The sequence below is a fragment of the Kingella denitrificans ATCC 33394 genome, assembly GCF_000190695.1.
Classification (GTDB): Bacteria; Pseudomonadota; Gammaproteobacteria; order Burkholderiales; family Neisseriaceae; genus Kingella_A; species Kingella_A denitrificans.
In genome coordinates, this window is sequence record NZ_GL870929.1 from 1,686,594 (window position 1) to 1,699,917 (window position 13,324).

Sequence of the window (13,324 nt, forward strand, 5' to 3'; positions counted from 1 at the left end):
CATCATGGACATGACTTGGGCACGGGTGTTTTTCACTGTCTGCGTATTTGTCAGTTTTGTAACGGTGCTGTTGATTGCATTCAACCGCCGCAACAAGGTCAATTATGACGATGCCGCACGAAGCATCGTCGATGACCCGGATACGCCGGATACCGAGTCAGACCGTGAGAACGGAGCATAAAATGGAATCACAATTTACTTCATCATTTTGGCATTATTACATTATTGCCATTGTGGCGTGCAGCTTCATCTTTATTTGGTGGCTGCTGCTTTCACAGCATTTTCAGTCGCCGCCGCGCGAACAAAAAGTGGAAACGACCGGCCACTCTTGGGACGGTATCGAAGAGTACAACAACCGTATGCCGCGCTGGTGGTTCTGGATGTTTGTCGCCACGATTTTCGCCGGCATGGGCTATTTGGCACTGTACCCAGGTTTGGGCGACTTCAAAGGCATTGGCTTTAACGGCAAGCCTTGGAGCAGCGTGGGTCAGTATCAGGATGAAATGCAGGCTGCAGAGAAAGAAACCGGCGCTTTGTATGCCAAATACAAAAATATGAGCATTCAAGATGTGGCCAAAGACCCTGCGGCAATGGAGATTGGTAAAAACCTGTTCGGTACTTACTGTATCCAATGCCACGGCTCGGATGCCAAAGGTTCGCGCGGTTTCCCGAATCTGGTCGATACCGACTGGATTTACGGCGGCACGCCTGAAAAAATCCACGAAACCATCGCCAAAGGCCGTGTGGGCAACATGGTGGCCTGGGGTCCTATTTTGGGCGAGGAAGGCGTGAAAGACACGGCGCATTTCGTGATGTCGCTGTCCGGCCGCGAGAAGTTTGACGAGGCTCGTGCGGCGCGCGGTAAAGAACTCTTCACCGCGAACTGTGTTGCGTGCCACGGCGACAAAGGCCAAGGCACAATGGGCTTGGCACCGAACCTGACCGACAACATTTGGTTGTGGGGCGGCCGCGAAAAGGACATCATCGCGACGATTACCGGCGGACGACACAACCAAATGCCGGCATGGGACGGCTTCTTGAGCGAAGAAAAACTGCATTTGCTGACTGCGTTTGTGTGGGGCTCTTCGCACAGCCAAGGCAAAGCATTGCCCACCGACACCGCACCTGCTATCGGCACGCCTGCGGCAAAAAAATAAACGCTGGAAAACGGACGGCTCGTGTTTTGCAACATGAGCCGTTTTTTTGACTGAACAAAGTGCAGGCTGCTTTTGACCCATTCCAAAAGCAGCCTGCACTTTGTTGTTCTTTCAAATATCAAATCAAAACAATATCATATTGTTCCTGCGAATAAGAACCTTCTACCGACAGCGAAACCGGTTTGCCGATAAAGTCAATCAGCATGGCCAGCGATTGCGATTCTTCGTCTAAAAACAAATCAATCACCGAGTGCGAGGCGATAATCCGAAATTCTTTCACATCAAAACGGCGGCTTTCGCGCACGATTTCGCGTTGGATTTCGTAGCACACGGTTTGCGGTGTTTTCAGGCTGCCGCGCCCTTGGCATACGGGGCAGGGTTCGCACAAAACGTGTTGCAGGCTTTCGCGGCTGCGTTTGCGCGTCAGTTCCACCAAACCCAGGCTGGTGAAGCCGTTCAGCGTCACGCGCGTGCGGTCGGAGCTTAACGCTTTTGCCAATTCCTGCAACACGGCGTCGCGATGTTCCTGCTGAATCATGTCGATAAAATCGATGATGATGATGCCGCCCAAATTCCGCAGGCGCAGCTCGCGCGCAATCGCGTGGCAGGCTTCCAGATTGGTTTTGAAGATGGTTTCGTCAAAACTGCGCGCGCCCACAAAACCGCCGGTGTTCACATCGATGGTCGTCATGGCTTCGGTGGTTTCGATAATCAGGTAGCTGCCGAAGTTCAGGTTCACGCGCGGTTGCAGGGAACGGCTGATTTCGGACTCGATGCCGTAGGTTTCAAACAGGGGGCGCTCACCCGTGAAACGGTGTAGCTTCGGCGCGGCATCTTGCACGTATTGCTCGGCAAACGCCATCATTTTGTCGAAATTGAGCCGCGAATCGACCAGGATTTCGCGCGTGTTGTCGTTGAACAAGTCGCGCAGGACGCGTTTGGCCAGCGGCAAATCTTGATACAGCAGGGTTTCGGGCGGGCAGACTTTGGCCTGCGCGACAATATCGCCCCACACGCGCGTGAGGTAGTGGATATCGGCCTGCAATTCGGCATCGGTGGCGGTTTCCGCGCTGGTACGGATAATGTAGCCGTGGCAGGCTTGTTCGGGCAGGAGCGCGTTCAGCCGTTCGCGCAAACTGTTACGTTCTTCTTCGTTTTCAATGCGTTGTGAAATGCCGATGTGGTCGTCTTGCGGCAAATGCACCAAAAAGCGGCCGGCCAGCGAAATCTGCGTGGACAAACGTGCGCCTTTGCTGTTAATCGGGTCTTTAATCACCTGCACCAACACGGTTTGGCCTTCGAACAGCACTTGTTCGATACGCGGATTGGAATTGGGGTTCTGCCGCTGCTCCACCACGTCCATAATGTGCAGGAAGGCGGCGCGCTCCAATCCGATGTCGATGAACGCGCTCTGCATGCCGGGCAAAACGCGGCGGACAATGCCCAAATAAATATTGCCGACCAGGCTGTGGTCGCTGTTGCGTTCGACGTGCAGTTCGCAAATATTGTTTTCTTCCAGCACGGCCACGCGGGTTTCCTGCGGCGTGATGTTCACCAGCACGGTTTCCGGCGGCCGTGGGATGTCGGTGGGGAGAGGGATGGTGATGAAGCTCATAAAATTACCTTAAATGAAATAATGATATTGTTTGTTTTGGTCGGCGCGGCGCGGGTTGGGGGGTGCAGGCTGCTTTTGGGCTTCGGCGATATGTTGCGGAATGATGGTATTTTTGTATTTTTTTGTTACCCAACAATAACGTACAAGACGTGAAAGCCAAATTTTGCTACAATGCGCACGTTTTCAAAAGGACACACACAAAAATGCTGATTACACCACAAACCGCCGCCCCATCTTGGGACGAACCCATTGAAATGCTGCTGGCCTGCCATGGCAAAGTACGGAAATTCTGCCACCAGCTCACGCTGCTGCCCGATTATCTGACGCACAACGGCCTGGACCAGTCGGCCTTAACCTCAATCCATCAGATTCTGACGTATTTCAACAAAGCCGCGCCGCTGCATCATGAAGACGAAGAGTTGGATTTTTTCCCCACGCTGCTGCGCTTCACGCCGCACGCCAAAGACAGTGTGGACGAACTGTTGCGCCAACACCAAAGCCTGCATAGCGGCTGGGAAGCGCTGCGCCGCCAGCTCAACAGCATTATGGCGGGCGAAACGCTGATATTGTCCAACAGTTTGGTGCATATGTTTGTGGCGGGATACGAGCGGCACATGGCGCTGGAAGAGCCGCTGTTCGAACAGGGGCGCGAGGATATTCCCGAAGAGCAACTGAAAGAAATCGGCAGAATTATGGCGGAGCGGCGGCAGCCGAAAAAGAAACCGCAAAACCTGCCGCCCATGCAGCCTGCACCTGAAACAGAATCCGAATCAGAAGAATAGGGCGGTGCGCCGTTTGCCTAATCTTCAAACGGCAGCCCGAAATGTTCAAACGCGCCTGCGGTGGCCACACGGCCGCGCGGCGTGCGTTGCAGCAAACCCTGCTGAATCAGGTAGGGTTCGATCACATCTTCAATCGTGTCGGTGGATTCTCCGATGGCCGCCGCCACGTTCTCCAAACCCACGGGGCCGCCCGAAAACTTGTGCAGCACCGCTTCCAAAAATTTCCGATCCATCATATCCAGCCCGGCCTTGTCCACATCCAGCAGCGACAATGCCGCATCGGCCACCGCCGCATCGATGCAGGCTGCTTTTTTCACTTGTGCGAAATCCCGCACGCGCCGCAGCAGGCGGTTGGCAATGCGCGGCGTGCCACGGCTTCGGCAGGCCACTTCCCATGCGCCCTGTTCGTTCAGGTTCATGTCCAAAAGCTGTGCCGAACGCGCCACAATCGTGCGCAAATCCTGCGGTTGGTAAAACTCCAGCCGCGCCACGATGCCGAAACGGTCGCGCAACGGATTGGTCAGCATGCCCGCGCGCGTGGTCGCGCCCACCAGCGTGAACGGCGGCAAATCAATCTTCACGCTGCGCGCCGCCGGGCCTTCGCCAATCATAATATCCAGCTGGTAATCTTCCATCGCCGGATACAGAATTTCCTCCACCACGGGGCTTAAACGGTGGATTTCGTCAATGAACAGGACATCGTGCGGTTCCAGATTGGTCAGCAAGGCCGCCAAATCACCCGCGCGTTCCAGCACCGGCCCGGACGTTTGGCGCAGATTTACGCCCAGTTCGCGCGCGATGATGTGCGCCAACGTGGTTTTGCCGAGCCCCGGCGGCCCGAACAGCAGTGTGTGGTCGAGCGCTTCGCCGCGGTGCTTCGCCGCCTGAATAAAAATATCCAGCTGCTCTTTGGCCTTGTGCTGGCCGATATAGTCCGCCAGAAATTTGGGGCGCAGGGCGCGTTCCAGCTGTTCCTCTTGGGTGGACAATTTTTGTGCGGAGATTAAACGCGGCGCAGCGTTGCCGCTCAAATTATCGTTTTCAATCATATCATTTATCATTGTCTTTTTATGATGCGCTGTCCGACAGCAGGCGGACGCTCGATTCCATCCAGCGCGCGCCAAACAGCTGCTGCAATTTCTGCACGGCCGAATCCGCCTGCATCAGCGACACGGCCTCTGCGCGCCGCTCGTTTTGCCGCCGCGTTTCGTACATGGCCGGCGTTTCCCAGCCGCGCCCGTCTTCCCAATCGACCAATTCGATGTGCAGGCTGCTTTGGTAATGCTGCGACAGCGTTTGTGCAATCCGCGCCACATAAGCCGGTTTGACGGTATGGCGCGTGGTGTTGGCGCGGTCCACCGCTAGTGTTAGCACCGACGGCTGCAAATCTACCCAGGCCATGTGCGCCAGCGCCATTTGCGCGGCGGAAATTTCGGGCAGCTGCCCCAGTTGACGCACAATGGCCACCCAGTTTTCGGCGCGCAAAGGCGGCAGCTCGAAAGCAGCCTGTACTTCGGCGGGCGCGTTTTCGGGCAATGTTCCTTCGGTTGGGACGGCAGGTTCGGCGGTGTTGTCCGCATGATTCAAATCGCCCGTGTCCGTATCCCACGGCACGTTATCGGCGGCGGATTCGGGGTGCAGGCTGCTTTCGTGCATTTCGGGGAATGTTTCGTGCGGCGGTTCTGCAGCTTCAAAAGCAGCCTGCACTTCAAGGGGCGCGCTTTCGGGTTGCGCTTCTTCGGTTTGGGCGGCAGGTTCGGCGGTATCGTCCGCGTGATTTGAATCGCCCGTGTCCGTATCCCACGGCACGTTATCGGCGGCGGATTCGGGGTGCAGGCTGCTTTCTTGCGGTTTGGGAAATGCTTCGTGCGGCGGCTCTGCGACTTCGAAAGCAGCCTGCACTTCGGCGGGCGTGCTTTCGGGCAGGGGTTCGGCTGCTGAATTGTCGGTATTCGGCGTGTGCAGGCTGCTTTTTATATTGCCGTCGGGTTCAGGTGTTTTTTTTTGCGTTTCGGGCGGCGGATTGTGCAGCTGCGTGCCTTCAATCGTGCCGTGCTGCGGCGTGTTTTTGGCGGCGAACGGGGCAAACGCGAGCATGCGCAGCAGCGTCATCACAAAGCCGGCGTATTCGTCGGGGGCGAGCGGCAGGTCTTGTTTGCCGTGAATCACGCATTGGTAATACAGCTGGATTTGCTCGTCGCTGAAATAGTTGGCCAACTGGGTCAGCCGTTCGCGTTCGGGGTCGTCTGCGGCCACCGCGCCGGGCACGGTTTTGAGCAGTGCCAGCCGTTGCAGCAGCATGGCCAAATCGTTCAACGCGCTGTCGAAGCCGACGGCGTTGCCCGCCATTTCCTGTGCTTTTTGCATGAGCTGCGTGCCGTCCTGTTCCATCAGGAAGGTGAGCAGTTCGTATAGGTAGCGTTTGTCCACCGCGCCAATCATGTCGCGCACGTCGGTTTCCTTCACGCTGCCCGAACCCATGGCGATGGTTTGGTCGAGCAGGCTCAAGGCATCGCGCATGGAACCTTGGGCGGCGCGTCCCAAAAGGGCGAGCGCGGCGGGTTCGTACACGATTTTTTCGGTTTTCAAAACGTGGGTTAAGTGGTCGGCCACTTGCTGCGGCGTGAGGTTGCGCAATACGAATTGCAGGCAGCGGCTCAATACGGTGATGGGGACTTTGTGCGGGTCGGTGGTGGCCAGGATGAATTTGACGTGTTCGGGCGGCTCTTCCAGCGTTTTGAGCATGGCGTTGAACGCGGATTTGGAGAGCATGTGCACTTCGTCGATGATATAGACTTTGTATTTGCCGGCGGTGGGCGCGTATTGGGCGTTTTCCAGCACTTCGCGGATGTTGTCGATACCGGTGTTGGATGCGGCGTCGATTTCCAGCAAATCCACAAACCGCCCTGCGTCGATGTCGCGGCAGGATTGGCATTGGCCGCACGGTTCGCCGTGTTGCGCGTTTTCGCAGTTCAGGCTTTTGGCCAGGATGCGGGCGATGGTGGTTTTGCCCACGCCCCGCGTGCCCGTGAGCAAATAGGCGTGGTGCAGGCGGCCTTTGTCGAGCGCGTTTTGCAGCGCTTTTACAACGTGCTGCTGGCCGACCAAATCGGCAAAGGTTTTGGGTCGCCACTTGCGGGCGAGGACTTGATAAGCTGCCATAACATAACGGTTGTGCCAAATAACAATCCGTGCATTTTAACATTTTCGCCTGCGCCATGCGAAAGGTTTACTCGGTTTGCCGGCAAAGCAGCCTGCACTGCAAAAATCTGCCCAATCTGCCGTTTTCTGCGTACAATGGCAGTCATCTTTTCAGGCAGCCTGAGAACCGTGTCATTAAAGGAATAATAATGCGCTTTTTTTGGTTTGTGATTTTACCGGCGGTGCTGCTCGGCATGCTGGCTTCGTCTTTGCCGGTGGCGATATATGCCGCGGTGTTCGGTGCGGTGCTGATGGCGTTGATTGCGCCCAGCGATAAGGACAACGATAAGGGCAATGCCGACCGCGGCGGCGATAGCGGCGAGCGGCGGCGTTATCTGGCCGACCGAGTGGACGATTTGGAATACGAAGTGCGCGAGTTGCGGCGGCGGCTGGCGGCATTGGAGCGGCGGCAGAGTATGCCTGCTGCCATGCCCGAGCAACAAGCGGCGCAAAAGCAGCCTGCAACCGTATCGCCGGTGCGCGATGCCCAGCCTGAAACCGCTGCCGCCAACGCCCCGTTAACGGCGCGCGTTGCCGAAAGCAGCCTGCAACAACCGGCGGTGGTCCGAATGCCTGCCCCCGATGCGGCACAAAAGCAGCCTGCACCCGAAACGCCCAGCCTGCCGGTGGAAGAAGAGCCTTTGGTATGGGCGGGCTACGAGCTGGTGCCCGAATCGCAATACGAAGAAAGAATGGCGGCGCAGCGCGACCGTGTGCTGTTCCGGCCTGAAGAGCTGCCTGCCGATAATGCAGCCGCCCATATTCCTGCGGATAAAACGTCTGCGGACAAAACCCCTGCGGCGCACACCGCGCCCGTTCAACAGCAGCCTGCACGTCAAAAGCAGGCTGCACATGCTTCTTCCCGCGCCGCTTCGAGCGCACCGTCTTCACGCAAAATCCGACCGCAGCACAGCGAACCTGCCGAGCCTAATCCGCTGCTGGCATGGTTCCTAAGCGGCAACCCGCTGCTGAAAACCGGTGCGCTGGTGCTGTTTTTCGGGCTGGCGTTCCTGCTGAGTTATGTGGGCGGCCATTTGCCGCTGAGCGTGCGCTATCTGGCAGTGTTCGGCGCAGGTGTGGCGGCGGCGGGCGCAGGCGTGAAGCTGCAAAGCAAAAAACGCGAATATGGCCTCACCTTGCAGGGCTTCGGCTTGGGTGTGATGTATCTGACCACGCTGGCGGCCGCGAAACTGCATGCGTTGATTGGTTCGGGCGTGGCATTTGTCGTGATGGTGGCCTTGGTGCTGGTGATGATTGCCCGCGCCGTGTCGCAGGACGCGAAAGTTATGGCGCAGGCTGCTTTGGTGGGCGGTTTGGCCGCACCCGTGCTAGTGGGCGGCGGCGGTTCGCACATTGTGCTGTTCGGCTATCTGGCGTTGTTGAACGCAGGCGTGGCGGCGATTGCATGGTTTAAGGCATGGCGCTCGCTCAATTTAATCGGGCTTTCCGGCACGTTCGTCATCGCTTCTTCCTGGGGTGCTGCCCGTTATCACGATGAATTGTTCGCCAGCAGTGAGCTGTTCCTGATTTACCATTGGCTGCTCTACACGCTGATTGCCTGTCTGTTCGCCCGCAAAACGCTGGAAGACGAACCGCTGGCCGGCAGCCTGAAACGCATTCCCGACAACGCTTCGCTGGAACGCATTTGGCAGACGGTAACGGCATACGGCAGCCACATCGGCATCCTCGACAGCAGCCTGCTGTTCGGCAGCGCGATAACTTCGTTTTCGCTGCAATATGCGTTGATGGACAAAGGCGGCCACGGCGCGGCGTATTCCGCGCTGCTTTGGGCGGCGGTTTATGGCGGCGCGGCACTGTATTTCGCCCGCCTGCGCGACGATTTCGCCGTGATGAAGCAGGCGTTTGCCGGGCTGTTCCTCGTGTTTGTTACGCTGGCCGTGCCGTTGGCGTTTGAATTGCGCTGGACGGCGATGGCGTGGGCGTTGGAAGCCGCGCTGGTGTATTCGTTCGGGCTGATTCAGCGGCAGCCGCAAACGCGCGTGGTTGCTGTCGGCGTATATGGCTTGGCGGCTTTGTCGCAACTGAAAGATTTGCTGCGCAACGCGGGCGAATCGGACAGCGGCGCGCTGCTGAACGGCTCGTTTTCCGGCGCGTTGATTGCGGCGGCCAGCGGCGTGCTGATGTATTGGGCATGGGCGAGAATGCGCCGCGAAGACAGCGCGCTGTGGGAGAAAAACGGCGTGTCGGTGGTGTTGCTGCTCGCCTTAATCCACGCGGTTTCCCTGCCGATGCTGGTGTTCGGCAGGCTGGGCTGCACGCTGGCGCTGGCCGTGTATGCGTTGGCCTTCGCGGCGGCGCAATGGCGGCAGAAGCAGCCTGTGTTCAGCGGCTTTTCCGCCGCGTGCGTGCTGATTTCGTTTTTATGCAGCCTGCACCTTGTGGCTCCCGAAGAAATCAACATCGATATGGTGCTGACGGGCACGGCCATTCTGTATCTTGCCACCGCGTTCACGCTGCACAAAGCCCGCTGGCAGCGCGAAGAACCGCAGTTCGGCAGCGGCACGCAGTTGTGCAATTTGGGTGCAGGCTGCCTGATGATGGTGCTGGCGTGGGTGGAATGGCAGAACGGCTTGGGTTCGCTGGCCCGTATTTTCAACATGGAATACGGCTGGGCGTGGGCATGGTTTGCGTTTGCCGCGCTGCTGCTTTTGGGCGCGCGTGGGTCGCGCTGGCGCGAAGGCGTGCAGGCTGCTTCTTTGGCGATGTGGCTGTTTGCCGTTATGTCGATTGGCCGATATGCCGATATTTGGGCGACAGAAGTGCCGTTGGCAGGCAGCCTGCTGATGTTGGGCTTCAGTGTGTTGGCCGCCCTGTCTGCCCTATGGCAGCCTGAAACACGCCATCCCGACGGTGGAAAACTCATTGGCTTTGCCCCTGCCGTCCATGCCGTGCTGCTGCCCACCTACATTCTTTTGTGGACGCAGTTTTCAGGCAGCCTGGCCGAAGCCCATTGGCCGAACGCCCTGCCGCTGGCCCGTTTGGCCATCCCGTTTGCCGCATGGCTGGCACTCACCGTGTGGCGCGACCGTTTCGGCGAACTGCGCGGCATTTACTGGCGTTGGCACAGCGCCTTGCTAGCCGTGTACGCCGCACTGTGGTTCGTGCATGCCAACTTTGCCCGTCCGCCGCAGTCCGATTTCCCTTATTTCCCCGTGTTCAACGCCGTAGAAATCGGCAGCATCGCCGTGTTGTATCTGCTGTACCGCTGGCTGGGCGCGTGGTTGCCCGAAAGCAGCCTGCAAGCCGACGGGCGGCGTGTGGTAGCCGGCAGCCTGCCCGCGCTGTTCCTGCTGCTGTTGAGCGGCGGCGTGATGCGGCTGTGGCACATCTTCGGCGGCGTGGATTGGCGGCTTGACCACCTGCTGGCTTCCTTCGGCGTGCAGGCCAGCCTGTCGATTGTTTGGGCGCTGGCCGCCATTGTGCTGATGGTGTCCGGCAACCGCGCCGCCGATCGGGCCCGCTGGCTGGTTGGCGCGAGCATTATGGCCGTGGTGGTGCTGAAACTCTTCTTCGTGGAACTGGGCAACAGCGGCGGCATCGAACGGATTGTTTCCTTCATCGTCGTCGGCCTGCTCCTGCTGCTGGTTGGTTGGTATGCACCCGTGCCGCCGAAGGATAGGGATTAGGGCGTAAGCAGTATCGCCAAAACGAAAAGCAGCCTGCACTTTAGAGATTGAAGTGCAGGCTGCTTTTTATCTTGCCGACATATGTTCCAATGCCGTTCCTAAGTAATCCGCCGTTATTCTAAAACCGGAGTTGCGGTGCATCGTGATTGAACGAAGCAGGAAGCAGCCTGCAAGGTTCAAAACCGACGTTCCACCTCGATAAACCATTGGCGGCTGCGGCGTTGGTAGAGTTCCGGAATATTGCTGTTGATGTTCAGATGGCGGTAGGTTAGGCGGGGCATCAGGCCGTGCCATTGCAGTTTGGGATGCCACAGCGACAAGTTGAGCTGGGTTTCTCGGTCGGAGCGCACCACGGGGAAAAAGAAGTGCGTTTGGCGGAACTGCCGCCTGCCCAAGCGGATGTCTGCACGCAGGCCGAATTGCGGCCATTCCCGCATCAGCCCGAAGCGGATGCCGCGTCGGACGGAGGCTTCCGACGGGTCGCGGGTTTGGTGTTCCAGCCAGTCTAAACCGATATAGAGCAGGCTGTTTGCGATGGGCATCCAGGCGGCGGTGGCAGTTAATTGGGTTTGCGGGCCGTTGTAGCTTTGTGCAACGTTTTTGCTGCGGTAATGCCGCCAACTGCGGGTGGCCATCACGCTGATTTGCCATTTTGAGCCGATTTGGCGGCTATATTGCCCCTGTATGCCGTATTGGCGGCTGTATGGGCTACCTGAAAACCAGCTGAATTCGGTATAGGGCTGTATCTGCCAGCTGCTGCGGATATTGCGGAAGCGGTAACCAGCCTGCACACGTAGGTTTTCTTCGTTGTACTCGCGCCGATCCCAGTAAAACACACCGTCCAAACTAACACCGCCGGTGAGGAAGTGGTTGCCGCCAATGTTCACGGATCGGTCGAGCGCGGCACTGTAACGCAGGCCGGTGGCTTTCTGGGGCAACGAGGCTTCATCACGCACCCACACGCGTGAGCCCAAGCGCAGTTCGCGGGCAGAGGAGGCGTTATTGACGTTGTCGTTCCGTTCGTATTGCAGCGAGGCATCGGCTTGCCACGCCTGCCGTTTTTGCATGGCTTGGCGGTATTGCGCCACCAGTTGTTTTGCTTCCGGCAGCAGGTCGGACTGTTCCAATTGTTCGGCCTGTTGATCGGCCTGGCGGTATTGGTGGTTTTCAAACAGCATCGCCATGTAGTCGAACCGGACATAAGACAGTTCCGGCCGCCGCTGCACAATGGCGGCATAATGCCTGATTGCCTGCTCAAGCTTGTCCTGCCCGCGCAATAGGGCACCTTTGCCGTAATCGTACAAAACGGTATCGTGGTTCGGCATGGTGCGGTACAAATCCAGCAGGTCGGCCAGCAAATCCCATTGGTGACTGAGGATGGCCTGATTGATCAGGTGTTCGGTCAGGGCGGGATTGGCGCGCAGGTCGGTTTCGGTTAGGTGCTTGGAGGGTTGGGTACTGCTTTGGGGTGTTTTCGGGGCGATGCTGTCGTCCGTTTGAATGGGCTGGGGCGGCTGCGGCCATGGCGGATTGTCATCGTGCGGCACGAGGGTTGGCGGCGCGGCAATCGTGCCGAGCGGAAGGCTGAGCAGGCACAGTGCCAGAATGGTGGGATGGCGGAAGATGGGTATCATGGCGGCTGAAACAAAAAATGTGGCGGGCAGGCGTTGGATTTAATGACGGCTACAGGCTACCTGAAAACGCTATCGGGGCTGTTTTCAGGTAGCCTGTAGCCGGTTTTATAGCAGGTTAAAATCGCAATGCTACGGCTTTGACCCGCCTTGACGTACTTTTCTGTACGACTTCCGACCCGCTGCTTTGTATCATTTATTTTCATCCGCTATATCTCGCTGCTTTATCGTGTTTCTTTACTATGCAGCACGACGGCAGAGGTGGTTACTGTTTGGTTCCGCTGACGCCGATATTCCATTGGCCGCCAGGATTGCTGCGGCTGCCTTCCACAAAACCGGCTACTTCTTCAGCATTGGGGCCGAAAATAGAAAGGTAATATCGGTAGGCATTCATGCGTTCGGAATGGGCTTCACCGTTGATGCCTTTGGTGCGTTCGGCAGCCGACAGCATCGGATTGTATGGCAGTGCGCCGCCGATACGGGCTTGGCGCAGTTCGATATCGCCGGTGGAAGCCATGCCGGTAATGCGGCCGCTACCGGTTTTATCGGTAAAGTTGATGCTGTAGTTAAATGCGCCTTTTTCCAAACCAGAACCGAAATTGGCAAAAGATTCGCCACTGTAGTTGAACGTGTTGCCGCTGAGACGGGTGATGGTGGCATCGTTCACGGGCAGGCCGCTCACCAGCTGCACCTTCATGGTGTCAGCGCGACCGAGTCGGTTGTTCGGGTCGTTAGCACCATCGTAACGGTAGGCGGTGGGCAGGGTGGCCAACACCATGGAGTAGGGGCGTTGGTAGATATACATTTTCCCTTGTTCTTCCACTTTTACATCTCGGCTGTCGGGGTAGGCGACTTTCAAAGACGTCCATTCGGCTTTGTAGGGCAGTTCGAGCAGGCCGTCCGGCAGCGCGGTAATGTTGATGCGGTCGGCCAGTCCGTAACTGCGGCCGTTAAGGGTAAGGGTGAGGTTTTTCTCACCGCGCGTGTTGCTGCCGGCCTGCGGTCCCAACAGGGTTTGTGCGGCAATCACACTTTTGCTGCTGACCACTCCGGCATAATTGCGGCGGTAGTCCAAGCTGGAGCGGTTTTTAACGGCGGAAGACTCGGCATCGGGTGATGCGGTAGATTGGGGTGTGTTGCTTTGTGTGGAAGGGGCGCTGCTGCCACTGCTTCCGCAAGCGGCCAGGCTGAGGGCGATAATGGTTGTGCTGAACAAATGCTTCATGATTGAGAACTCCTAATTCGATTTTAAATTTTAAAATTAGTATTTACATAGCTTAACATGTAGAGA

The 13,324-nt window shown here is 57.6% G+C and carries 9 protein-coding genes; 4 read left to right on the top strand and 5 right to left on the bottom strand.

All coding sequences use genetic code 11. From position 1 onward, the window contains the following. Positions 1 to 4 precede the first annotated feature (4 nt). On the top strand, positions 5 to 181 hold the full coding sequence (locus HMPREF9098_RS08450; protein WP_003783897.1) for a cbb3-type cytochrome oxidase subunit 3: 177 nt from the start codon (positions 5 to 7) through the stop codon (positions 179 to 181). Between the two features lies 1 nt (position 182). Further along, positions 183 to 1,157, top strand: coding sequence for a cytochrome-c oxidase, cbb3-type subunit III (ccoP, locus tag HMPREF9098_RS08455; protein WP_003783899.1), 975 nt, complete (start codon positions 183 to 185; stop codon positions 1,155 to 1,157). Between the two features lie 118 nt (positions 1,158 to 1,275). Here ccoP and rng read toward each other — a convergent pair whose 3' ends face one another. Next, positions 1,276 to 2,772 (bottom strand): ribonuclease G, encoded by a 1,497-nt coding sequence (rng, locus tag HMPREF9098_RS08460; RefSeq protein ID WP_003783900.1) that lies wholly within the window; start codon positions 2,770 to 2,772, stop codon positions 1,276 to 1,278. A gap of 203 nt (positions 2,773 to 2,975) precedes the next feature. Here rng and HMPREF9098_RS08465 point away from each other — a divergent pair, with 203 nt between their 5' ends. Then, positions 2,976 to 3,554, top strand: a complete 579-nt coding sequence (locus HMPREF9098_RS08465; RefSeq protein WP_050781246.1) for a hemerythrin domain-containing protein — start codon at positions 2,976 to 2,978, stop codon at positions 3,552 to 3,554. 17 nt (positions 3,555 to 3,571) lie between these two features. Here HMPREF9098_RS08465 and ruvB read toward each other — a convergent pair whose 3' ends face one another. After that, entirely contained in the window at positions 3,572 to 4,603 is a 1,032-nt protein-coding gene (gene ruvB / locus HMPREF9098_RS08470) for a Holliday junction branch migration DNA helicase RuvB (RefSeq protein ID WP_040564392.1), read from the bottom strand. Between the two features lie 19 nt (positions 4,604 to 4,622). Further along, positions 4,623 to 6,716 (bottom strand): DNA polymerase III subunit gamma/tau, encoded by a 2,094-nt coding sequence (dnaX, locus tag HMPREF9098_RS08475; protein ID WP_003783904.1) that lies wholly within the window; start codon positions 6,714 to 6,716, stop codon positions 4,623 to 4,625. A 188-nt stretch (positions 6,717 to 6,904) separates the two neighbouring features. On the opposite strand from dnaX, the gene HMPREF9098_RS08480 reads away from it, so the two are divergent. Then, positions 6,905 to 10,402: a DUF2339 domain-containing protein gene (locus HMPREF9098_RS08480; RefSeq protein WP_003783906.1), complete on the top strand. Its 3,498-nt coding sequence runs from the start codon at positions 6,905 to 6,907 to the stop codon at positions 10,400 to 10,402. 176 nt (positions 10,403 to 10,578) lie between these two features. Here the strand turns inward: HMPREF9098_RS08480 and HMPREF9098_RS08485 are convergent, their stop codons facing one another. Together HMPREF9098_RS08485 and HMPREF9098_RS08490 are read right to left on the bottom strand one after the other, a co-directional pair. Then, the gene (locus HMPREF9098_RS08485; protein WP_003783907.1) at positions 10,579 to 12,036 is read right to left on the bottom strand and encodes a surface lipoprotein assembly modifier; all 1,458 of its coding nucleotides are present in this window, start codon (positions 12,034 to 12,036) and stop codon (positions 10,579 to 10,581) included. Between the two features lie 262 nt (positions 12,037 to 12,298). Beyond that, positions 12,299 to 13,258, bottom strand: coding sequence for a factor H binding protein domain-containing protein (locus HMPREF9098_RS08490; protein ID WP_003783909.1), 960 nt, complete (start codon positions 13,256 to 13,258; stop codon positions 12,299 to 12,301). Positions 13,259 to 13,324: the final 66 nt, after the last annotated feature.